Raw genomic sequence first — 20,457 nt, forward strand, 5'->3', positions numbered from 1 at the left:
GGGCCGGGCGACGTGACCGCGATCGAGGACATCCGCGCCGGGGACAAAGTCTACGCCCACAACCTCGCCACCGGGGCCGACGAGCTGCAGCTCGTGATGGAGACCTTCGTCCGCACCACCACCACCCTCTACCACCTGACCATCGCCGGACACGTCGTCACCACCACCGACGAGCACCCCTTCATGGTCCGGAACATGGGCTGGATCCTCGCCCGCGACCTCCAGCCCGGCGACATCCTCGTCACCCCCGACACCGGCGACCCCGACGAGAACGGCACGGGCACCGTCACCCTCGACCGGATCGACATCGAGCACCGGCCCGAGGACGACGCGGTCACGGTCTACAACATCCACGTCGAGACCCACCACAACTACTACGTCCTCGCCGGCGACCTGCCCGTCCTCGTCCACAACGCGGGCGGGCACGGCGCCGCAAGCCGGGTGACCGTCCGACAAGTGAAGCAAGCGCTCGGCCGGGCTGGCATGAGTGTCCGGAAGTACGACATCGTCCATGTCCCCAAGATCGACGACTTGGGCGGCTTGATCTACGGCCGGTCCCCGTTCACCGCCGGCAAGGTGTTGACAGGTCCACGCGGCCGGCCGCTCATCGAAATCACCGACATCGGCCTCAGCCCCGCGAATGGGAGGACGGCAATGGAGAACGCGGTCGCAACGGTCCAGCACGAGATCTTTCACCACCGTGCGGCGCTCGCAAGCAGCGGACAGCACCTGGGCACCGAGGCGGCGGCCGAGGCCTACGCCGATGCAATGCTCGACCTGTTCAGGTCACGGATCGGCTGAGGAGCAGAGCGATGAAATCGCTGACCAGCGACGAGACAGCACAGATCTCTGCTGCTTTCGCTGCCCACGGCATCGGGCAGCACCCGGTCACACCGTTCCCTCGCGTCGTCTGCCCGGTCTGCAACGCCGGCGTGGTGCTGCGATACCGCTACCTGCGTCCGCGCGGGGACTCAGGCAATGCTCTGCATGGCTACGTCTGGTGCTCGGCCTGCCTGCGGTACACGGGCTTTGTCGGGGCAGTCCCTGACTGGTGGGGCCAGGTGGACCCGATCTCCGCCGCGGATCACGACGCATACGACCAGGACGGCGTCGACGGGCTCGAACGGATGCTGCGGCGTGCAGCCACGCTCGAGGGCGCGATCTCATGACCGGCCGCCGCCGTCGATGACTCGATGATCGACATCACGCAACTGCTCCGCACGGCGATGGAGAAGAAGGCGGACTGGTCAGCGCATCAGGCCGCGGAGCTTGCCCTCGCGCTGGCGGCGGACGACCGCTCATCGGTGGACTGGGACGACGGTGCCGGCGAGGACTGGATGAGCGTGATCATCGCGAACGAGCGGATCGCGATCTTCTCGGTGTCGCTACCCCTGGCATTCCTGCTGGAGGCGGGAGCGCCGCAGGACGTCGCCACGTCCGCCGCCGTCGTACGGATCCTGCCTTCGACGAGGAATGCCTCTCGTGCGATCCGGACATCTATTCCGAGGCTTTCCGCTACGCCACCGGCGACCTCCCGTTCGAGGCGTTCTCCGCCTGGGATCTCTAGTACGACACGATCTAGGGAACACGGGACCGAGAGGCGCCGCCACCGCCGACCCGCGACCGAGGAGTTCTGTGGAACAACTTCGCTATCTCGCCCGCACTTACTTCCATCAAGACTTCGAGGACGAAGCGCCTACTCCCGTGGGTGTGTTCAAGGCCTTCCGGTCGGGCGAGACAGCCGAGACAGTGCGTCGACGAGACGGGTGCGGAACGCCTCGTGTGGTACCTCCGCGGCCTGGAGATCATCGGCCAGGGGATCCGCGGCCTGAGCGTCCTCGAGCTCGAGGACGAGATCGTGAAGTCGCCCCACGGGCTCCAGATCTCCTGGGACGAGCTGGTCGGTCTGCTCCGGGACGCCGAGGACGTCCACGACCTCATCGCCACGGGTCACCGCACTCCGGTTGCCCTCCGGGTCGACGCCGCAGCGGGAGCATACGAAGGGTGCATGGCCGTCGTCGAGGTGTTCGACAGCAGCACCTACCGGGTGGGGTGGGATCCGCTGGCGGCATCATCGACAACCTGGCGGAGGAACCCGTGAAAGGCACGTTCAGTCCGGTGATCGAGCGGATCGAGCCCGACGCCCTGCGGTTCCTCCTGAATGTCCCCGAGGAAGACCGCCGGGATCTCCCCCCGGCGATGCTCCTCCCGGCCGAGCCGGATGCTGAACCCGACCTGACCGCCGAGCTCGGGCGGCGCTGGGGCGAGCTCGCCTGGCGTGGTCTGGGCACGTGGTTCGACACACCGTCCGCACCGGGCAAGGGCTTCGACGACCGCTACCCGGGGCTGGTCGAGAAGGTGGTGGCTCGGACGACGAGCGCCACCCCTCGCGGACTGGTCGCCCGGTCGGAGTGGGCGTTCCTCGACTCGTCAGCCGCCGAGCTGCACCAATTCGTCGCCGACGTCCGACGGTCCCGTAGCGGCGGGTCGTGCCTGCTCGTCCTGCCTGCCGACGCCGACGCGCGCGTCTGGTACGCCCCAACCCTCCCCCTGGTGCACCGGCCGCTGCTCGCCTTCGAGAGCGCGCCCGGGATGGACACCTCAGCGGCGAGCCGCGAATCCGCCCTGTCGTTCCTCCGAGCCGTGGCCTCGTCGGGCTTCGCAGCCCTCGTCCCACTGAACCTGCACCCATGGGGCGGCTACGTCGTCATCGGCGACGAGTCGTTCCTGACCCACCTCGCCGAGCTGCTGGCAGACGTGTCAGTGGGCCTCGCTGACGTCACCGTCGACCAGGTCCTCTCCCGCGCAGGTCGTGCCGCGCTCTAGACGGGCTGGACGCAGCGCCCACGAGATCACCCGTCGCACCATCGACGACCTGAGGAGGAATCCGTGAAAGGCGCCTACATCATGGCGACCGACGACGACCTGTACGCGCAGATCGAGCGCGCCCTGGTCGATCGTGGCGGGCGTGCGACGCGGCAGGCTCCGCCTGTGACGGAGCCCGTCCCGCCCCACCCGCTCACCGCGAGGAGAACCCATCGATGACACTCGACGCGCACGACGTCCGGGAGCTCGCCGCGGGACTCTCATCACCGACCTCCGAATCGCGCGACCTCGCCGCGGAGAAGGTCACCGACTGGCTTGCGGTGGGCATCGACCCCACGCGTGCGGCCGCACTCTCGCGCGCCCTCGAGGTCGCGATCTCCCTGGAGGACGACGAGCGGGCCCTGGAGGCGCAGCTCAACGCCCTGAGCGAGGTCTCCGCGCTCGGCCTCGTGCCCCGGGACGTGCTCGCTCGAGTCATCGCCAGCAGAGCATGGGACGAACGCTGGGCCACCGCCTTCGTCGAGGGTCTGCGGGAGGACCTGGCCGTCGCCCCCGACGACGATCCGTCGAGGACGGCCTGGCACACGGCACGCCCCTCGAGCGCGGCCGACCGCGCGACCGATCGGCCCGCATCCCGGTGACGTCCTCAACCGCTGCCTCGCCGTCGTCATCGGGAGCCACCGCACACCCGCCTGGTCGCTCGGCCCCGCCCGCGAGGCCGCGCACGCCGGGACCTGGGACGCCGTCGTCGCCGCGTCGCTGCCCTCGGCGGCGCGGTTCCGACCCGTCACCGACTCCAGCATCCACTCCTCCTGCGTTTACGAGTCCTCGGACGGCGACGCCCTGTACGTCTCGGCCGTCCTGCCCTGGCTGATGGTCTGGAGCGGCCGGGGGCACCGCTTCCTCGATGCGCCCCCGCCCTGGGTCCGAGGGCTGACCGACGTCGGTATCTCCTTCCTCGACTCCTCCGCGGCCCGGACGCTCAGCCCGTATGCCGACGCGGACGCCGGCCGCCGCCTCACCTGACCTCGAGGTCCTGTTCGAGTGGACCGAGGGATCCGACGGCCCGGACGCGTCGACCCTCGTCGACCCCTGGCACCCCCGACGGACGGCGAGACCAGGGACGCGCGCCGCGACGCTGGCCACCCGAGCCCGCGCGGGGGACGATCGACCCACCGGAGGAGGACGACGTGCGCGCGATGGTGTTCGAGAGGTTCGGCGGCCCGCAGGTGCTGCACCCGGCGGAGGTGCCGGCGCCGCAGCCCGGGCCGGGGCAGGTGCGCGTCCGCGTGGAGGCGGCGGCGGTCAACGGCTGGGACGTGAAGTCCCGCGCCGGGACGACGGGCTCGCCGGAGCCGACCGCACCGGTCGTGCTCGGCCTCGAGGTCGCGGGGGTGGTGGACACGCTCGGCGACGGCGCGACCGGCGTCGCGCCGGGCGACCGGGTGGTGGGCTTCGCCGTCGGCGGCGGCTACGCGGAGCTCGCCCTCACAAGAGTCTTCGCGCGCGTCCCCGATGGCCTCGCCGCGACCGACGCCGTCACGCTCCCCGTGGCGGCGGAAACCGCGACGCGCGTGCTGCGCCTGCTCGGCGCGCGGGCGGGCGAGACGCTGCTGGTGCACGGGGCGTCGGGCGCGGTGGGCGCGCTGGCCACCCAGCTCGCGGTGCGCCGCGGCGCCCGCGTGATCGGGACGGCGTCCGCGCGGAATCAGGACCGCGTCGCCGCGCTCGGCGCGACGCCGACCACGTACGGCGCGGGCCTGGTCGAGCGCGTCCGGTCGCTCGCGCCTGACGGCGTGGACGCCGTCCTCGACACGACGGGCGCGGGCGTCCTGCCCGACTCGATCGCCCTGCGCGGCGGCACCGACCGGATCGTCACGATCGCCGACGACACCGCGGCCGACCTCGGTGTGACGGCCAGCTACAGATCCGAGCGGGACGCGGGCGAGCTCGCCGACGTCGTCGCCGCCCTCGCCCGCGGCGACCTCACCACCACCGTCGGCGCCGTGCTGCCGCTGGCCGACGCGGCCCGCGCGCACGAGCTCGTCGAGTCCGGGCACGCGGGCGGCAAGGTCGTGCTGGTGCCCTGATCAGGGGCGTCACCCCGCCGTCGTCTCATCAGTCGGTCGCGCCTTCGCCCGCATCGCGGATGGTGCGTACGATCGAGGTCCAGCCATCCAGAGCGGCCGAGAGTCCTGGCTCGACGACGCCGCAGCAACCCGTTCTCCGACGGAAGCCTCCCGAGGACGAAGGTGCTCACGCCAGGATCGATGGAGTGACGCATGGTCGCAGAGGCATCCCTTTCGCCCACCCCGGCGCTGCCGGCACGCCCGACGATCTCGTTCGAGCTCATGCCGCCGCGCCGGCCGGACGCCGCCCCCAAGTTCTGGGAGACGGCGCGCCGGCTCGTGGCCGCGCGCCCCGACTTCGTGTCCGTGACGTACGGCGCGGGCGGCGGTGACCGGGCGACCGCACGGCAGGTCGTCGCGACGCTGCTCGAAGGCACGCCCGTCCTGCCCGTGGCCCACCTGACCTGCGTGGGCGCCCACCGCGAGGACGTCTCGGCCGTCATCGACGACTTCCTCGACGCCGGCACCCGCGCCTTCCTCGCCCTGCGGGGCGACCCGCCGAAGGACCAGCCGGACTGGGCGCCGCCCGCCGACGGCGTCGCGTCCTCGATCGAGCTCGTGCAGCTGCTGCGCGAGGTCGAGGCCCGCCGCTGCGCCAGCGACCCGGGAGCGGCGCTGCGCGGCGCCGCCCGCCCGCTGACGATCGCCGTCGCGACGTTCGTCGACGGCAACGTCCAGGCGGGCACCACCCGGGCCCAGGAGGTCCGGCGCCTCAAGGAGAAGCAGGACGCGGGAGCGAGCTTCGCCATCACGCAGCTGTTCTACGAGGCCGACTCCTACACCGACTTCGTCGCCGAGGCCCGCGCGGCCGGGGTGACGATCCCGATCCTCGCCGGGCAGCTGCCCACGACCGAGCCGCGCCGGCTCCGTCGCGTCGAGGAGCTCACCGGCGTCGTCGCGCCCCGGCACCTGCTGGACGCGCTCGACGCCCTGCCGGACCCGGAGGCGCAGCACGCCTACGGGACGGCGCGCGCCGTCGAGCTCGCCCAGCGCGTGCTCGACGCCGGCGCCCCCGGCATCCACGTGTACACGTTCAACAAGTACCGTCCCGCTCTGGACCTGCTCGAGGGTGTGCACCTCGGCGGACCGGCGCCCTCCGACGACCCGTCGGACGGCGCGGACCTGGCCAGAAGGCCGTGGGTACCGAGCATCCCGACCCAGGCTCCCGCCGTCTGACACGCGGAGCCCGACCTCAGGAGTGCTCATGTCCACCACATCGACCAGCCCCACCCCCGCCGCGGCGTTTCCCGGCGGCACGATCCTCGGCTACCCACGCATCGGGCGCCGTCGCGAGCTCAAGAAGGCCGTCGAGTCGTTCTGGGCCGGGCGCACCGACGCCGTCGACCTGGAGGTCGCAGCCGGCGCGCTGCGCCGCGAGACGGCGCGCCGCCTCGTCGGCCTCGGCCTGAACGCCGACGACGGCTCCGTCCCCGGCGCGTTCTCCTTCTACGACCAGGTGCTCGACGTCGTCGCGCTGCTGGGCGCCGTCCCGGAGCGGTTCCGCGACCTGCTCGACGACGAGGACGGCTCCCTCGAGCTCGACGGCTACTTCACCGTGGCCCGCGGGCGCGGCGAGGACGCCCCGCTCGAGATGACCAAGTGGTTCGACACCAACTACCACTACCTGGTCCCCGAGATCAGCGAGACGACGCCGGTCTCGTTCGCCGACCACCGCATCGTGCGCGAGTACGCCGAGGCCAAGGAGGCCGGCGTCACCACCCGGCCGGTGCTCGTGGGGCCGGTGACGTTCCTCGCCCTGTCGAAGGCGGCCGACGAGGCGGGCGAGGGCTTCCACCCGCTCGACCGGCTCGACGACGTCGTCGCCGCGTACGCCGACCTGCTGCGCGCGCTGGCCAGCGTCGGCGTCCCGTGGGTGCAGCTCGACGAGCCCGCCCTCGTCACCGACTCCCTCGACGTGCCCGCCGAGCGCCTGCACGACGCCGTCCGGTCGGCGTACCGGACGCTCGCGACCGACCTCGCGAGGGCCACCGACGATGCCGGCTCGGAGGACACCGACGTCGAGGACTCCGGCGCCGAGCGGCCCGCGATCCTCGTGACCGCGCCGTTCGGCGGCCTGCACGACGACGCCCTCGCGCTCCTCGCCGCGACGGACGTCGACGCGATCGCCATCGACCTGGTCAAGGGCGCGGCGCCCGACGGCCCCGTTCCCGGGCTGGAGCGCAAGACCCTCGTCGCGGGCGTGATCGACGGCCACAACGTCTGGCGGGCCGACCTGGCCGCGAAGCTGGACGTCGTCGAGTCGCTGCGGGGCCTCGGCGCCGGGGCCCTTGCCGTCGGCACGTCGACGTCGCTGCTGCACGTGCCGCACGACGTCGAGGACGAGGTCTTCGACACCGCGGCCGCGGGCACCACGCTCGACCCGCGCCTGCGCGACTGGCTCGCCTTCGCCGACCAGAAGGTGGGCGAGGTCGCGACCCTGGCCCGCGCCCTGGCCGACGGGCGGGACACCGTCGCGGACGAGGTCGCCGCTTCGGCTGCGGCTGTGGCCTCCCGCGCGACGGCGGACGGCGTCGTCGTGCCCGCGGTGCGCGCGCGGGCCGCGGCGCTCACCGACGCCGACTTCTCCCGCGGCCCGTACGCCGAGCGCGCGGCCGCGCAGGCCGCGCGGCTGAACCTGCCCGCGCTCCCGACGACGACGATCGGCTCGTTCCCGCAGACCCCGGAGATCCGCGCGGCCCGCGCTGCGTGGACGAAGGGCGAGCTGCCCGACGCCGAGTACTCCGCCGCGATGCGCGCGGAGATCGGGCGCGTCGTCGCGCTGCAGGAGGAGCTGGGCCTCGACGTGCTGGTGCACGGCGAGCCGGAGCGCAACGACATGGTGCAGTACTTCGCCGAGCAGCTCGACGGCTTCGCGGTGACGGCGAACGGCTGGGTGCAGTCGTACGGGTCGCGGTGCGTGCGCCCGCCGATCCTGTGGGGCGACGTGCAGCGGCCGGCCCCGATCACCGTCGAATGGTCGGCGTACACGGCGTCGCTCACCGAGAAGCCGGTCAAGGGCATGCTCACCGGACCGGTGACGATCCTCGCGTGGTCCTTTGTGCGCGACGACCAGCCGCTCGGTGACACCGCGAACCAGGTGGGGCTCGCGCTGCGTGACGAGATCGCGGACCTGGAGGCGGCGGGCATCCCCGTCGTGCAGGTGGACGAGCCCGCCCTGCGCGAGCTGCTCCCGCTGCGGCGCGCGGACCAGGAGGAGTACCTGCGCTGGTCCGTCGGGTCGTTCCGGCTCGCGACGTCCGGCGTCGCGCCGGCCACGCAGGTGCACACCCACCTGTGCTACTCGGAGTTCGGCGAGGTCATCGGCGCCATCGACGGCCTCGACGCCGACGTGACGTCGGTCGAGGCGGCCCGCTCGCGCATGGAGATCGTGCCGGAGCTCGCCGACGCCGGGTACTCCCGCGGCATCGGGCCGGGCGTCTACGACATCCACTCCCCCCGCGTGCCGTCGGCCGGCGAGGTCACCGAGCTGCTGCGGCTCGCGGTGAAGTCGATCGACCCCGCGCTCGTGTGGGTGAACCCGGACTGCGGCCTCAAGACGCGCCGGTACGCCGAGGTCGAGCCCGCGCTCGCGCACCTGGTCGAGGCGGCCCAGGCGGTCCGCGCCGCCCTCTGACCCGTCCCCCGGGTTGCCGAACAGGCAGTTGGCACCTTGATGGGGCCATTTCGAACCCCATAACGGTGCCAACTGCCTGTTCGGCGTCGAGCCTGGACCGGGTGACGGAATTCTCGTCGACCCGGGCGACGGATCGTGGCACCATGGATGGGCCGGTCGTGCCGCGGAGGCACGAGCGGACCAAAGACTTCACGAGCGAGGAGCGAGCGATGCCGGGCGTCGCAGGGAGCGGGGTGGGCCACCAGGCCTGCTCGGGCAGTCCCGCCTGCCCCGTCGTCGTCCCCCGCTGACCAGTTCAGCAGGAGGCGACGCGGGGCTTCGTCATGCCCACCGTCGCCGCCCGACGCCGCTGCTCGCGCCGTCATCCCGGTGACACCCCGCTCACCGAAAGCCGAACCCTCATGAACCCCCTGACCGAGAAGCAGCTCCGCGACAGCCTCGTCAACGCCACCCGCAGCGAGCGGCAGCGCCTCCTGCCCCCCGACCTCTCCGAGGTCCGCTGGGACCGCATCGACTACCTGGGCTGGCGCGACCGCAAGCAGCCGCTGTCCGCGTACGTCGTGACCTGGGTGGACGACGCCCCGCTCGGCGTCCTCCTGCGCTCCAACGACGGCACCGGCCGGCGTCGTGCGGCGATGTGCGCCTGGTGCGAGGACGTCGTCGCGACGAACGACGTGCAGCTCTACGTCGCCAAGCGCGGCGGCGCCGCGGGCCGCAACGGCGACACCATCGGGACGCTGATCTGCAGCGACTTCCACTGCTCCCGCAACGTCCGCCGGCGGCCGACCTTCGCCGAGGCGGGGTCGGACGACGAGGGCGTCCGCGCGGTCATCATCGAGCGTCGCGTCGACGCCCTGCGCTCCCACGTGCGCCGCTTCCTCGACGAGGTGCGCCGCACCGCCTGACCCCGCCCGGCCTGGTGCCGAACAGGCACTTGACACCGCTATTGCGGGGATTTCTCCTCGATAACGGTGTCAGGTGCCTGTTCGGCGTTCCGCCTCGGCCCGCCCCAGGGCCCGAGCGCCGGAGACGAGGACGTCGGCGAGGAACGCGACGCCGGCGCCCACGACGAACGGGACCAGCCACGGCGGGTCACCGTCGTCGCGCGTCAGCCCGTAGATACATGCGGCGAGCACGAGGATTGCGGCCACCGCTCGCCAGGCGCGGCCGGCGCGCAGCACGACGAAAGTCAGTGCCGCCGTCGCGATCCCGATGAGGAGCGTGGCGTCCATGGGTGTCCCCGATCCGTCGACCGACCTGCTGGAACGGCCGGCGGCGTGCGACGTCGCGCGGCGTGCGCTCACGGTAGCGCCGGGCGACGGTCGGCGCAGCCCTACCGGTAGAAGCCGTCGCGCAGGTTGATGCCGTGCTCCACCCACGCCTTGAGGGCGGCGAGCATGCCCGTCCAGCCCTCGCAGTTGCCGAACGCGTTCTTCGCGCCGCCGGGCGTGGCGGACCAGGCCGACTCGGAGATGGTGACGAGGGTGCGGGTGTCGTCGTCGAGGGGCTCGAGCTCGAACGTGGTGGTGGTCGTCGCGGAGCCGCCCGCGGCCTCGGAGCCCTCCCAGCGGATGACGATGCGCCGCGGCGGGTCCGCCTCGACGACGGTGACCGGGAAGCGGCCGGGGAAGTCGGCGAAGTCCCAGGTCACGTCGGCCCCGGGCTCGAGGCGCCCGCGGGCACCGCCGGTCGTGAAGTAGCGGGACAGCTGTGCGGGGTCGGCGATGGCCTCGTAGACGTCGCGGCACGGGCGTGAGACGCGGCCCGAGACCGTGAAGGTCAGCTCGGTGAGTGCCTGCTTCTCGTTCATGTTGTATTTTTATCACATGAGTGCGGAGACGACCAGAGAGCCGGACGACGACCTGGTGTTCAAGGCGCTGGCCGCACCGGTGCGGCGGCGGATGCTCGACGCGCTCAAGGCGTCCCCGCGGACGACGGGCGAGCTCTGCGGCCTGTTCCCCGAGCTCGACCGCACCACCGTGCTGCAGCACCTGCGGGTGCTGGAGCGCGCGGACCTGGTCACGGGCCGCAAGGTCGGGCGGGAGCGTCACCTCGCCCTCGCGCCGCTGCCGATCAAGCGGCTCCACGACCGGTGGATCGGCGACTACGCCCGCGCCGCCGTCGACCTGCTGGAGCACCTGGACGAGACACCCGGCGCCCCGGGGGCACCTGACACGAGCCCCTGAGACGACGAGCCCTGACACGACGAAGACCTCCGCGACGCCGTCGTCACGGAGGCCCGTCGGTGGGGCGAGAGGCGGGTCAGCCCCGCTCGTGCGCGCCGATCATCGGGAGACCGAACGCCAGCGCGACGAGGACGATCCCGCCCACGACGAAGTAGGGGTCCAGGGTCGGGTTGCCGCCCGACGCGCCGGAGCCGAACAGGACCAGACCGCCCAGGAAGAGCACGAACGCGCCGATGAAACGGCCGAGGACGGCACCGGTGGGCTCGGACTTGACGCGCGGGTTGACCTGGAAGTCGCTCATGGTCCGAGGATATGCCGCCCGCGGCGGGCAGGGCCAACGGACATCTGCAGGCATTCCTGCCGCAACTAACTGCCTCTGAAGTGCCAGAACGCGGCGGCCTCCCGGAGCGGCGGGCGATGCCTGGCGTGGCGATGGGCGAACCGTGTATCGGCTGGGCGGACCGGAGGCCCGGAGCACCTAGCCACCTCCAAGTCGCCGATCAGGACCACATGCACAGCGATCCCCCATGCGACGCTGTGCTGCCGTTGTGGCGCTGCAGGATGGGCCTAATGTTGGCGGCTGTGGAGATCGCAGACCTCGTTCGCCAGGCCAAACTCACAGGATGGGCAAGCTCGGTGCTGCCAACTCACCAGCGCCTCGAGTATCCGGTGAGGTCCGCGTTTACGAGCCTCGGGATGACGCCGGTGCCGACCCGGGCTGGAGAGTCGGAAGTCGCAGTGCTGCGCCCGACCGCGCAGACGGACGCGAACCCCGCGTCCCTCAGCGCTCAGGTAGGGCTCGGTCAGCAACCGCTGCATACCGACGGGGCGCATATGCGGCGCCCTCCCGAGATTGTGGCGCTCTGGTGTACGGAGCCGTCTGCAACACCGACCCGGCTGTGGACCGGTGCCTGGGACGTCGCGCAGAAGTTTGACTCAGCAGGCATCTTCATGGTGCAGCCGGGCGGAACCCCGTGGCTGACCCGTGCAGTCGAGAACCAACGCCTGCGCTTCGACCCAGGCTGCATGACCCCGTGCGACGCAATGGCTAGGCGGCTCGACACGACTCTGCGTAACCCGTCACCGGATGAGGTGATGGCCTTCGAGTGGAACGAGCCAGGCAAGATCCTGGTCGTCGACAATCGGCGAATGCTGCACGGACGCGGTGCTGTGGACCCTGCCGACATTGAGCGCGCCCTGAACCGCATCGCGCTCTACGAGGAGGAGTGATGACCGCTTTCGATCCGCAGGCGTTCTGGGCAAAAGCGACTCTGTTTCTCAACCGAGCAATGGAGCCGGGTGACATGCGCAGTGAGGACGAACGCCGACTGTGGGCCTCGCTCGCGCTTGAACAGTTGGCGAAGTGGGCGCTGGCGGAGACATCGCCGGTCCTGGTCGCTGACCCGGTAATCGGAGATGGCGGTCAGTTGCTGCGCGCCCTCGGGCTGCGTGAGTCGGTGGGGAGCGTGACGGTCGGCGCAAGCACAGCATTCAAGCGGTGCGAGGTCATTTACCGACCGTTCAGCGCGAAGGACGCAACGAAGTTCTCCGAAGCTCGCAACGAACACCTGCACGGTCCGGAGATTGCCCTAATTGGCATTCCGGCGGAAGCGTGGTGGATGAGGTTCTGGTCGCTCGTTGACATCCTCCTCTCGGCCCACGGTCAGTCGCCCATCGACCTTGTGGGTTCGGCGCGCTCAGCGGAGGTCGAGGAGCACATCTCACGCAGTGCGAAGGCCATCGAGAAGCGGGCTGAGGCGCTGGTCGCCGGAGCACAGCGCAACCTCAAGCGGTACGACGATGGCCTGATGTCCGGCACCGAGCAGAAGAGGTGGGATCGGGTGACCAAGGCCCCGATGGGGGTCGGGTTGAAGTACAACGCCGAGGCAACGTGTCCGGCGTGCGAAGCGACCGGTTACATCGAGGGCGACTACCCGGAGAGCGAGGAATACCAATCACCTGAGGATTACGACGAGAGTCCCAGCCTTGAAGTCGAGTTTTACGCAGACTACTTCATGTGCCCTAACTGCCACCTCGTTCTCGAAACCGCCGAACTTGTCGTCGCCGGAGGTATCGATGGCCTGTTCACCGTTTACACGGAAGCCCCTGAGTACTACGAGCCCGAGTACGGCAACGACTGACACATCGCCATTGGTGATCTAGGCCAAATTGGCACCCTAAACTGAAATCGGGGATACGTGGGCCATTGAGCTGCCGTCGACGGGTGGTGCGCCCTAACAATTTAGGGTTCCGTCACACGCCCCACCGCCGGCAACACCTTTGCCAGAGCCCCGCCACGCGTCTATCGTCCGGGGATGGGGTACGCGACGAAGCTCCTGACCACCGACACGTGGGACGACTTCGCGGCGCTGGTCGAGGCCCACCACGGGGTCTGGGGCGGCTGCTGGTGCATGGGGTTCCATCCGGAGGGCCTGAGCCGGGACAGCACGCCGGAGTGCAACCGCGCGGCCAAGCTGGCGCACACGCGCGCGGGGACCGTCCGGCAGGTCCTGGTCTACGACGGGGACGACTGTGTGGGCTGGTGCCAGTTCGGCACGCCCGCCGAGCTGCCGAACATCAAGAACCAGAAGGCCTACGAGCGCGACGCCACGGAGCTCCCGACCTGGCGCATCGGCTGCATCTTCACGGCGGGCAGGCACCGCGAGCGCGGGGTCGCCAGGACCGCCGTCGCCGCGGCCCTCGAGGAGATCGCCCGGGCCGGCGGCGGGACGGTCGAGGCGTACCCGGAGCAGACCGCGGAGCGGCCCCCGCAGCGCGGCTCCTACCTCCACACCGGCCCGGAGGAGCTGTACGAGCAGCTCGGCTTCGTCCGCGACCGGCGGATCGCGAAGTGGCGCTGGGTGATGCGCGCCGACGTCCCGGCCGCCTGAGCGGCGCCCGGGACGCCGGCGCGCGGCGTCACCGGACGCGCACCGTGAGCTCCTTGCTGCGCGTCTCGCCCGCCGCGTTGGTGAGCACCGCGACGTACCGGTGCGCGCCCGCGGCGCGGCCGGTGAGGACGGTCGTGGCCGACTGCGCCTCTCCCCCGGTCCCCGGCACGAGCTCCTGGCGGTCCACCTCGACGCCGTCCTCGTACAGGACGTAGCCGGTGGCCTGGGTGCCCCACCACTTGTGCATGGTGACGGCGTAGTCGCCGTCCCTGTCGCCGTTGTCGTGCGACAGGGTGGGCGTGCCCGGGTTCGCGTCCGTGACCCGCACCGTGTGGGCGCCGGCGCAGGGCGTGGTGCCGGCGACGTTGACCAGCTCGCACGTGTACTCGTACGCGCCGTTGGTCTTGCCGGTGACGGGGACGGCGACCCGCTGGGCGTCCGTCCCGCCGTGCGTCAGCTTCTCGGTGTGGATCAGCTCGCCGTCCTCGTAGAGCCGCATGCTGGTGGCGTTCTCGCCCCACCACAGGTCGACCAGGACGGAGTAGTCGCCGTCGCGCAGGCCGGTGTCCCAGCCGTTGTCGTCGCTGATCCGCGCCTGGCCGGGCGCCCCGGCGGGCACCAGCACCTCGCGGGTGCCGACGACGCCGTTCACCTCGACCTGCACGGTCGCGCGGCCCGGGGCGACGGCGGTCGCCTCGTGGGTGACCGGGTCGAGGGCGAGCACCGTGCCCGACGGCGCGTCGGCGACGGCCCCCACGAACACCCGGTCGCCGCCCCAGCGGGACGACACGGGCCACGCGACGGGCACCTCGCGGGTGCCGTCCTGCGTCAGCAGCGCGCTGACCTGGCCCGACGTGCCCACCGCGAGCTCCTCCGGCCCGCTCACCGCGACGCTCGCGGCGCGGGCGTTCACCTCCCAGGAGAACCAGCCGCCGGCGCCGGTGCCCCGCGCGGCCGGGTCGACGCCGATCATCGACCAGCCGGTGAACCCGCCGTCGGCGGGCGTGCTCGCCGGGCTCTTGCCGGAGTTGCCGTTGACGACGTACGGGATCCCGTCCTCGGTGCCCGCGTGGAAGACGCCCACGTGCGAGCCGACGGACGCGATCTGCTTGCCCGACGTCTCGCGGAAGTCCTCGAACCAGGCCCGCAGCGTCCGGGCCTCGACCCGGTCCTGGAGCTGGCTGGCCTTGGTGGGCAGCGGGTCGTCGAGCGGGTGGTGGAAGAGGGTCACGACGCCGGTGACGGCGTCGTCCGAGGCGGCGCCGTCGAGCGCGTCCCGCAGGGCACGCAGCTGCGCGAAGTCGCTGCCGAGCCGCCCGCTCGACGAGTCCAGCATCACGAGGCGGGTGGTGCCGCCGGCGGGGTCGCGCGGATCGGGGACGTCGACGACGTGCGTGCGCTCGCCGAACTCGTCCTCGAAGTTCTCGATCGAGCCGCCCATGACCTCGTGGTTGCCCGGCAGGTAGTACCAGGGGAAGTCGGCGTCGGCGAGGCCCTCGTCGAGCACCTCGCGGGCCAGGTCGAAGTCGGCGGGCGACGCCTCGTCCACCAGGTCGCCGTTGATCACCAGCAGGTCAGGGTCCTCGGCGACGATCTCCGCCAGCGCCTGCTTCGCGCCCTGCACCGCGCCGGAGCCCGGGTCGCGGGCGACGAACTGCGCGTCGGACAGGACGGCGACGCGCAGCGGCGCGTCGTCCGTGGCGCCCTCCGCCACGACCACCGGGTCCTCGACCCGCTCGGGCTCCGGGGCGTCGACGTCCGGCGGCACCAGCGCCCGCACGTCGGAGATGGTGAGCGCGCCCCGGTACTGCGCGGCCGCGCGCGTCTCCAGCACGCGCACCCGCTGCACGGTGAGCGGGTACGCGACGCCCTCCGGGACGGCGAACTCGACCTGGCGCCAGCCCTTCCACGACACGGTGGGTCCGTCGAGGTTGGTGACGACGCCGTCGCCCTGGCGCACCTGCAGGCGCAGCCACGCTCCCTGCTCGTCGCCGTCCACCCACATCGTGACCTTGCGCGGCTGGCCCGCGACGACGATCCCGCCGTCCGGCGCCACGGCATACTGGCCGCGGGTGGCGGTGGACTGCGTGAAGTCGTAGGTGAGCTTCAGCCCGGCCGCGCCGTCGTGCCCCGCGGCCGGGGCGACGGAGCCGCCCGGCGCCCGGTCGTGCGCGGACGTCCAGCGAGCGGCGTCCGCGAGGTCGGCGACGACGACGTCGTCGAGCGAGACCGCCACCGCGACCTCGACCTCCTCGTCCCCGACCGCCAGGGTGAAGCTCGCCGCGCCCGACGGCCGCAGCGCGCGGACCGTGAACGACCCGTCGGCCGCGGGCTCCAGCGCGGCCACGCCGTCGCCGCCCGTGACCTCGACGTCGCGCGCCTCCACCGGCGCGGAGTACCCGTCGGCGTCGTGCCCGACGACGGTGAGCGACGCCGTCGCGTGGTCGTCGGGGAGCGTCACCACGGGCTCGGGGACGGTGAGCCGCACCGGCTCGCCGAGCACGGTGAGATCCGCGGATCCCGTCGCCACGCCGTCGGACGCCGGGGCCGCGGCACGGACGGTCGTCGTGCCGGCCGCGACCCCGGTGACGACGCCCGCGCCGTCCTCACCGCGCGCGACCGTGGCCGCGGCGGCGTCGCTGGTCGTCCAGGAGTCCGGGCGGGTGTCGACGGGCGCGCGGGTCTCGTCGTAGCCGGCCGCCGTGAGCGTGCGGTGCAGGCCGGGGAAGACGCGCAGCGCGTCGGCCGCGGGGGCGTCACCGGTGGGGACGGCCGCGCGGACGTCGAACGCGTGCACCTGGCCCGAGCCCTCGGGGGTGAACAGGCCGAGGCCGTTGGCGTCCAGCCGCTCGGCGCCGTCGGACGGGCTGTTGAGCACGCTCGTGCCGGCGTCGCCGGGCAGGCGCGCGACCATCGCGCTGGAGCCACCGCCGTCGAGGTTGATCGCGTCGTCGGCGCCGAGCTGGGCGAGGAACCGGCCGAGCTCCGGCAGCGAGGCGCCGATGCTCTGCGCCTGCCGACCGTCGACGACGACGAGGTACGCCGTCGCGCCGTCCTCGCTGAGGCCCACCGCCGTGCGCGGGTGCCGCAGCGTCGCGAAGTCGCTGGTGGACGACGTGACCTCGCCGTCCTCGAGCAGCCAGTCGTCCGGGTCGCCGCCGATGGCGGTGCGGATCTCGCCGAGGTCCTCGCGCAGCCCGTAGGCGAGGGAGACCTCGTCGCCGGGCGCGAGCGCCTTGAGCGCGTCGGCCGCGGCCCCGGGGCGGGCGACGACGGCCCGCACGTCGGCGGGCAGGCGGCCCTGGCCGGGCGTGCCGACGGAGACGACGGTCCCCGTGGTGGCGCCGTCCGCGGTCCGGACCTGCACCTCGACGCCCTGCTCCCCCGCGGCCAGCGGGCGCGTGCGCGCCACGTCGCCCCAGGCGGCGTCGAAGACCGCGACTCCGCCGGCCGGGACGCCGGTGACGTTGAGGCCCGCGACGGGCAGCTCGCGCGCACCGTCGCCCGACCCGAACGAGACCGTGCCCTCCAGGAACAGCTCCGCGAGCCGCGCGACGCCGGACGAGTCGACCGTCAGGGCCTTCTCGCGCCCGGGCGTCGCGGACTTCACCAGGGCGCCGTCGTCCACCGCGGCGCCGAGGGCCGCTCCGGAGTTGTTGATGTCGAAGAAGTCGCCGTTGATCGCCGCGACGGCGCCGCGGTCGGCGGCCATCTCGCTCACGGTGGCGTTGCCGGCCACGGAGTCCGGGCCGAGATAGCCGAGCCGCGGCCCGCCGTCCTGCCCGAGGTGGGCGACGAGCACCTCGCCGCTCAGCCAGCCCGCGGCGGAGACCCGCGCGAACTCGGTGAGCTCGAGGCCGGGGGCGATCAGCCGCTCCGTGCGCTCGGTGACGATGGCCGCGCCGTCGTCGTCGAGCGGCAGGTCCGCGACGTCGTCGCTCAGGGCCGTGGCCGAGAGTGGGGCGAGGTCGGCGGTCGCGACCGGCAGGTCGGGGCCGGGCGACGGGTCGGCATCGAGGGGCGCCGCCGCGGCGGCGCCGGCGGGGACCGCCATCGCCAGGCCGAGCAGGACGCCGATCCCTGCCGGGACGGTCGCTGGGCGTCGGGCAGGGGGCAGAGCTCGGCTCATCGGATCCTCCGCTGGTCGGGCCGGGACGTGCGCCGTCGCAGCGTCCCGCGTCCAGGTTGCCATCAACTTTCATGATGTCAACAGGCAGGGAAACTTTGTGTCAGCTCGCCGCGCGACGGGCGGCGATGTCCGCCACTGTGGTGGGCATGGACCGACGACGTTCCGCTCCTCACCCTGCCCGCACCCGCGCGCTGGCCGCCCTCGGCGCCGCGGCGCTGGCCGCCACGACCGCCGTCGTCGGCACCACCGCCGCCACGACGACCGCGAGCGCCGACCCGCGCGACGACGTGAAGGTGCCCACCGCCGTCGGGTACGGCGGCGCGATCAGCACCGTGGACCCGGAGGCGAGCCGCGTGGGCCTGGACGTGCTGCGCAAGGGCGGCAACGCGGTGGACGCGGCCGTGGCGGCGGCCGCGGCGCTCGGGGTCACCGAGCCGTACAGCGCGGGGATCGGCGGCGGCGGCTACCTCGTCCACTACGACGCGCGCAGCGGCGAGGTGCACACGATCGACGGCCGGGAGACCGCCCCGGAGGACATGCCGACCGACGCGTTCATCGACCCGGGCACGGGCCGGCCGTACCCGTTCACGCCGGACCTGGTGACGAGCGGCGTCTCCGTCGGCACGCCCGGCACCCCTGCCACGTGGGCGACCGCGCTGGACGAGTGGGGCACGTGGTCCCTGAAGAAGGCGCTCAAGCCGGCGACCCAGCTGGCGCGGCGCGGGTTCGTCGTCGACCAGACGTTCCACGACCAGACGACGTCGAACGCCGCGCGGTTCGCCGCCTTCCCCGACACGGCCGCCCTGTACCTGCCGGGCGGAGCGCCGCCCGCCGTCGGCAGCGTGTTCCGCAACCGCGACCTCGCGGACACGTACGACCTGCTGGCACGGCAGGGCATGGAGGCGTTCTACACCGGCCCGCTCGCGGCGGAGATGGCGGACGTCGTGCAGCACCCGCGCACCGACCCCGACACCACCCTGCCGGTGCCGCCCGGGTACCTCGACGTCGACGACCTGGCGGGCTACGAGGCCCTCGTGCAGGCCCCGGCCGTCTCCGACTACCGCGACTACGACGTCTACGGCATGGCGCCGTCGTCCAGCGGCGGCTCCACCGTGGAGGAGGCGCTGAACATCCTCGAGACGTTCGACCTCGCGGGGATGGACGACGCCGCCTACCTGCACCACTACCTCGAGGCGAGCGCCCTGGCGTTCGCGGACCGCGGCGCCTACGTGGGCGACCCGGCGTTCGTCGACGTCCCCCTGGACACGCTGCTCTCGGACGACTTCGCCGCAGAGCGCGCCTGCCTCCTCGACCCCGAGCACGCCGCCGCGAAGCCCGTGGCCCCCGGCGACGTGCACGCCGACCAGCCGACCTGCGGCGAGACCGTGGCGCCCGCCGACTCCGACACGGAGAACGTCTCGACCACCAACCTCACCGTCGTGGACCGCTGGGGCAACGTGGTCGAGTACACGCTGACGATCGAGCAGACCGGCGGGTCGGGGATGCTCGTGCCGGGCCGCGGCTTCCTGCTCAACAACGAACTCACCGACTTCACCACGGTGTGGGCGCCCGACGACCCGAACCGCATCGAGCCGGGCAAGCGTCCCCGGTCGTCGATCGCGCCGACGATCGTGCTGCGCGACGGCGAGCCCGTCCTCGCGCTCGGCTCCCCCGGCGGCTCCACCATCATCACGACGGTGCTGCAGACCCTCACCACCCACCTCGACCGCGGCATGCCCATCGGCGACGCGCTCGCCGCGCCGCGCGCGTCCCAGCGCAACACCGCGGCCGTGACCGCCGAGCCCGAGTTCATCGCGGCCCACGGTCCTGCGCTCGAGGCGTACGGGCACACCCTGGTGCCGTCGGGAGACCAGTTCACGTCGGCCGCGGAGATCGGCGCCGCCACCGCCATCCAGATCGGCGACGACGGCCTGCTCACCGCCGTGTCGGAGCCCCGTCGCCGCGGCGGCGGCGCCGCGATGGTCGTGCACCCGGCGGCGCCGTAGCGAGCACGGCCGGTGGTCAGGCCGCGGCGACCAGGTCCGTCAGCTCGGCCAGGGTGGCGATGCGGTGGCTGGCGCCCGTGAAGTCCTGCGCCTGCGTGAAGTCGTGGTGGACGACGGCGCAGTCGATGCCGGCGGCGACGGCGGAGCGCAGGCCGCGGGCGGAGTCCTCCACGACCAGCGTCTCCTCCCTGGTGGCGCCGAACCGCGCCAGGCCGGTGAGGTAGGGCTCCGGATGCGGCTTGGCGCGGGTGTAGTCCTCGCGGACGAGGACGAACTCCATGTGCCGCAGGAGGTCGCGATGCTCGTGGATCAGGTCGAAGTCGGCCCGCCGCGCCGTCGTCACGACGGCCATGCGCACGTGCCGAGACAGCTCGTCGAGGACCTCGGCGACGCCGTCGATCTCGATGGGCTCGGTGCGCACGTACTCCTGGTAGTAGGCGTTGCGCGCCTCGCGTGCGCGGTCGATGGTCGCCTCGTCGACGCCCGCCGCCCGCGCCTGGGCCCAGGTGGCGTTGCCGGCGGCCATGTCGCGCAGGTACCGGTCCCGGTCCTGCGTGAAGCCGACGTCCGCGAGGGCCCGCTCGCCGGCCCGGTAGTACCAGGGCTCGGTGTCCACCAGCACGCCGTCGTGGTCGAAGAGGATGAACTTCTTCACC

At 72.6% G+C, this 20,457-nt stretch carries 19 protein-coding genes and 1 riboswitch; of the genes, 14 read left to right on the forward strand and 5 right to left on the reverse strand.

The genetic code is table 11. From position 1 onward, the window contains the following. The 9 genes from ACWF41_RS20675 to ACWF41_RS20715 form a co-directional block, all read left to right on the forward strand. The coding region (locus ACWF41_RS20675; protein WP_380323945.1) for a polymorphic toxin-type HINT domain-containing protein at positions 1-801 on the forward strand (801 nt) is incomplete at its 5' end. A gap of 11 nt (positions 802-812) precedes the next feature. Beyond that, complete coding sequence (locus tag ACWF41_RS20680; RefSeq protein WP_380323942.1) at positions 813-1,169, forward strand: hypothetical protein; 357 nt, start codon at positions 813-815, stop codon at positions 1,167-1,169. 611 nt (positions 1,170-1,780) lie between these two features. Further along, entirely contained in the window at positions 1,781-2,101 is a 321-nt protein-coding gene (locus ACWF41_RS20685) for a hypothetical protein (protein ID WP_380323939.1), read from the forward strand. Further along, the gene (locus ACWF41_RS20690) at positions 2,098-2,826 is read left to right on the forward strand and encodes a hypothetical protein (RefSeq protein ID WP_380346922.1); all 729 of its coding nucleotides are present in this window, start codon (positions 2,098-2,100) and stop codon (positions 2,824-2,826) included. The genes ACWF41_RS20685 and ACWF41_RS20690 overlap by 4 nt, the downstream gene beginning before the upstream one ends. A gap of 215 nt (positions 2,827-3,041) precedes the next feature. After that, positions 3,042-3,467: a hypothetical protein gene (locus ACWF41_RS20695; protein WP_380323933.1), complete on the forward strand. Its 426-nt coding sequence runs from the start codon at positions 3,042-3,044 to the stop codon at positions 3,465-3,467. 558 nt (positions 3,468-4,025) lie between these two features. Further along, positions 4,026-4,916: an NADP-dependent oxidoreductase gene (locus ACWF41_RS20700; protein WP_380323948.1), complete on the forward strand. Its 891-nt coding sequence runs from the start codon at positions 4,026-4,028 to the stop codon at positions 4,914-4,916. Between the two features lie 80 nt (positions 4,917-4,996). Next, positions 4,997-5,103: riboswitch (SAM riboswitch) on the forward strand. Between the two features lie 5 nt (positions 5,104-5,108). After that, on the forward strand, positions 5,109-6,131 hold the full coding sequence (locus ACWF41_RS20705; protein ID WP_380323930.1) for a methylenetetrahydrofolate reductase: 1,023 nt from the start codon (positions 5,109-5,111) through the stop codon (positions 6,129-6,131). Between the two features lie 28 nt (positions 6,132-6,159). Further along, entirely contained in the window at positions 6,160-8,589 is a 2,430-nt protein-coding gene (gene metE / locus ACWF41_RS20710; protein WP_380323927.1) for a 5-methyltetrahydropteroyltriglutamate--homocysteine S-methyltransferase, read from the forward strand. A 401-nt stretch (positions 8,590-8,990) separates the two neighbouring features. Further along, positions 8,991-9,494, forward strand: coding sequence for an FBP domain-containing protein (locus ACWF41_RS20715; protein WP_380323925.1), 504 nt, complete (start codon positions 8,991-8,993; stop codon positions 9,492-9,494). 69 nt (positions 9,495-9,563) lie between these two features. Here the strand turns inward: ACWF41_RS20715 and ACWF41_RS20720 are convergent, their stop codons facing one another. After that, a complete protein-coding gene (locus ACWF41_RS20720) occupies positions 9,564-9,821 on the reverse strand; it encodes a hypothetical protein (RefSeq protein ID WP_380323922.1) in 258 nt (85 codons plus the stop codon). Positions 9,822-9,922: 101 nt separating this feature from the next. Further along, entirely contained in the window at positions 9,923-10,399 is a 477-nt protein-coding gene (locus tag ACWF41_RS20725) for an SRPBCC domain-containing protein (RefSeq protein ID WP_380323920.1), read from the reverse strand. A 16-nt stretch (positions 10,400-10,415) separates the two neighbouring features. Between ACWF41_RS20725 and ACWF41_RS20730 the strand changes: the two genes are divergently transcribed. Continuing rightward, positions 10,416-10,775 carry an ArsR/SmtB family transcription factor gene (locus ACWF41_RS20730; protein ID WP_380323917.1) on the forward strand — a complete coding sequence of 120 codons (360 nt, stop codon included), beginning with the start codon at positions 10,416-10,418 and terminating at the stop codon, positions 10,773-10,775. Positions 10,776-10,851: 76 nt separating this feature from the next. On the opposite strand, the gene ACWF41_RS20735 is transcribed toward ACWF41_RS20730, so the two are convergent. After that, positions 10,852-11,076 (reverse strand): hypothetical protein, encoded by a 225-nt coding sequence (locus tag ACWF41_RS20735; RefSeq protein WP_380323914.1) that lies wholly within the window; start codon positions 11,074-11,076, stop codon positions 10,852-10,854. Between the two features lie 281 nt (positions 11,077-11,357). Between ACWF41_RS20735 and ACWF41_RS20740 the strand changes: the two genes are divergently transcribed. The 3 genes from ACWF41_RS20740 to ACWF41_RS20750 all read left to right on the forward strand — a co-directional run bounded on the left by ACWF41_RS20740 (position 11,358) and on the right by ACWF41_RS20750 (position 13,666). Further along, entirely contained in the window at positions 11,358-12,005 is a 648-nt protein-coding gene (locus ACWF41_RS20740; RefSeq protein WP_380323911.1) for a TauD/TfdA family dioxygenase, read from the forward strand. Next, complete coding sequence (locus ACWF41_RS20745; RefSeq protein ID WP_380323908.1) at positions 12,005-12,916, forward strand: hypothetical protein; 912 nt, start codon at positions 12,005-12,007, stop codon at positions 12,914-12,916. The genes ACWF41_RS20740 and ACWF41_RS20745 overlap by 1 nt, the downstream gene beginning before the upstream one ends. 174 nt (positions 12,917-13,090) lie before the next feature. Further along, positions 13,091-13,666 carry a GNAT family N-acetyltransferase gene (locus tag ACWF41_RS20750; RefSeq protein WP_380346924.1) on the forward strand — a complete coding sequence of 192 codons (576 nt, stop codon included), beginning with the start codon at positions 13,091-13,093 and terminating at the stop codon, positions 13,664-13,666. A gap of 28 nt (positions 13,667-13,694) precedes the next feature. On the opposite strand, the gene ACWF41_RS20755 is transcribed toward ACWF41_RS20750, so the two are convergent. After that, positions 13,695-17,795, reverse strand: coding sequence for a phosphodiester glycosidase family protein (locus ACWF41_RS20755; protein ID WP_380324536.1), 4,101 nt, complete (start codon positions 17,793-17,795; stop codon positions 13,695-13,697). A gap of 146 nt (positions 17,796-17,941) precedes the next feature. Between ACWF41_RS20755 and ggt the strand changes: the two genes are divergently transcribed. Beyond that, positions 17,942-19,801 carry a gamma-glutamyltransferase gene (gene ggt, locus ACWF41_RS20760; RefSeq protein ID WP_380324539.1) on the forward strand — a complete coding sequence of 620 codons (1,860 nt, stop codon included), beginning with the start codon at positions 17,942-17,944 and terminating at the stop codon, positions 19,799-19,801. A gap of 16 nt (positions 19,802-19,817) precedes the next feature. On the opposite strand, the gene ACWF41_RS20765 is transcribed toward ggt, so the two are convergent. Beyond that, positions 19,818-20,456: an HAD family hydrolase gene (locus tag ACWF41_RS20765; RefSeq protein ID WP_380324542.1), complete on the reverse strand. Its 639-nt coding sequence runs from the start codon at positions 20,454-20,456 to the stop codon at positions 19,818-19,820. Between the last annotated feature and the right edge of the window lies 1 nt (position 20,457).

Source organism: Isoptericola sp. NPDC055063 (genome assembly GCF_053608125.1).

Coding starts and splice junctions, on each gene's coding strand:
- ACWF41_RS20680 (WP_380323942.1), top strand. CDS start 813: ATGAAATCGCTGACCAGCGACGAGACAGCACAGATCTCTGCTGCTTTC.
- ACWF41_RS20695 (WP_380323933.1), top strand. CDS start 3,042: ATGACACTCGACGCGCACGACGTCCGGGAGCTCGCCGCGGGACTCTCA.
- ACWF41_RS20700 (WP_380323948.1), top strand. CDS start 4,026: ATGGTGTTCGAGAGGTTCGGCGGCCCGCAGGTGCTGCACCCGGCGGAG.
- ACWF41_RS20705 (WP_380323930.1), top strand. CDS start 5,109: ATGGTCGCAGAGGCATCCCTTTCGCCCACCCCGGCGCTGCCGGCACGC.
- metE (WP_380323927.1), top strand. CDS start 6,160: ATGTCCACCACATCGACCAGCCCCACCCCCGCCGCGGCGTTTCCCGGC.
- ACWF41_RS20715 (WP_380323925.1), top strand. CDS start 8,991: ATGAACCCCCTGACCGAGAAGCAGCTCCGCGACAGCCTCGTCAACGCC.
- ACWF41_RS20720 (WP_380323922.1), bottom strand. CDS start 9,821: ATGGACGCCACGCTCCTCATCGGGATCGCGACGGCGGCACTGACTTTC.
- ACWF41_RS20725 (WP_380323920.1), bottom strand. CDS start 10,399: ATGAACGAGAAGCAGGCACTCACCGAGCTGACCTTCACGGTCTCGGGC.
- ACWF41_RS20730 (WP_380323917.1), top strand. CDS start 10,416: ATGAGTGCGGAGACGACCAGAGAGCCGGACGACGACCTGGTGTTCAAG.
- ACWF41_RS20735 (WP_380323914.1), bottom strand. CDS start 11,076: ATGAGCGACTTCCAGGTCAACCCGCGCGTCAAGTCCGAGCCCACCGGT.
- ACWF41_RS20745 (WP_380323908.1), top strand. CDS start 12,005: ATGACCGCTTTCGATCCGCAGGCGTTCTGGGCAAAAGCGACTCTGTTT.
- ACWF41_RS20750 (WP_380346924.1), top strand. CDS start 13,091: ATGGGGTACGCGACGAAGCTCCTGACCACCGACACGTGGGACGACTTC.
- ACWF41_RS20755 (WP_380324536.1), bottom strand. CDS start 17,795: ATGAGCCGAGCTCTGCCCCCTGCCCGACGCCCAGCGACCGTCCCGGCA.
- ggt (WP_380324539.1), top strand. CDS start 17,942: ATGGACCGACGACGTTCCGCTCCTCACCCTGCCCGCACCCGCGCGCTG.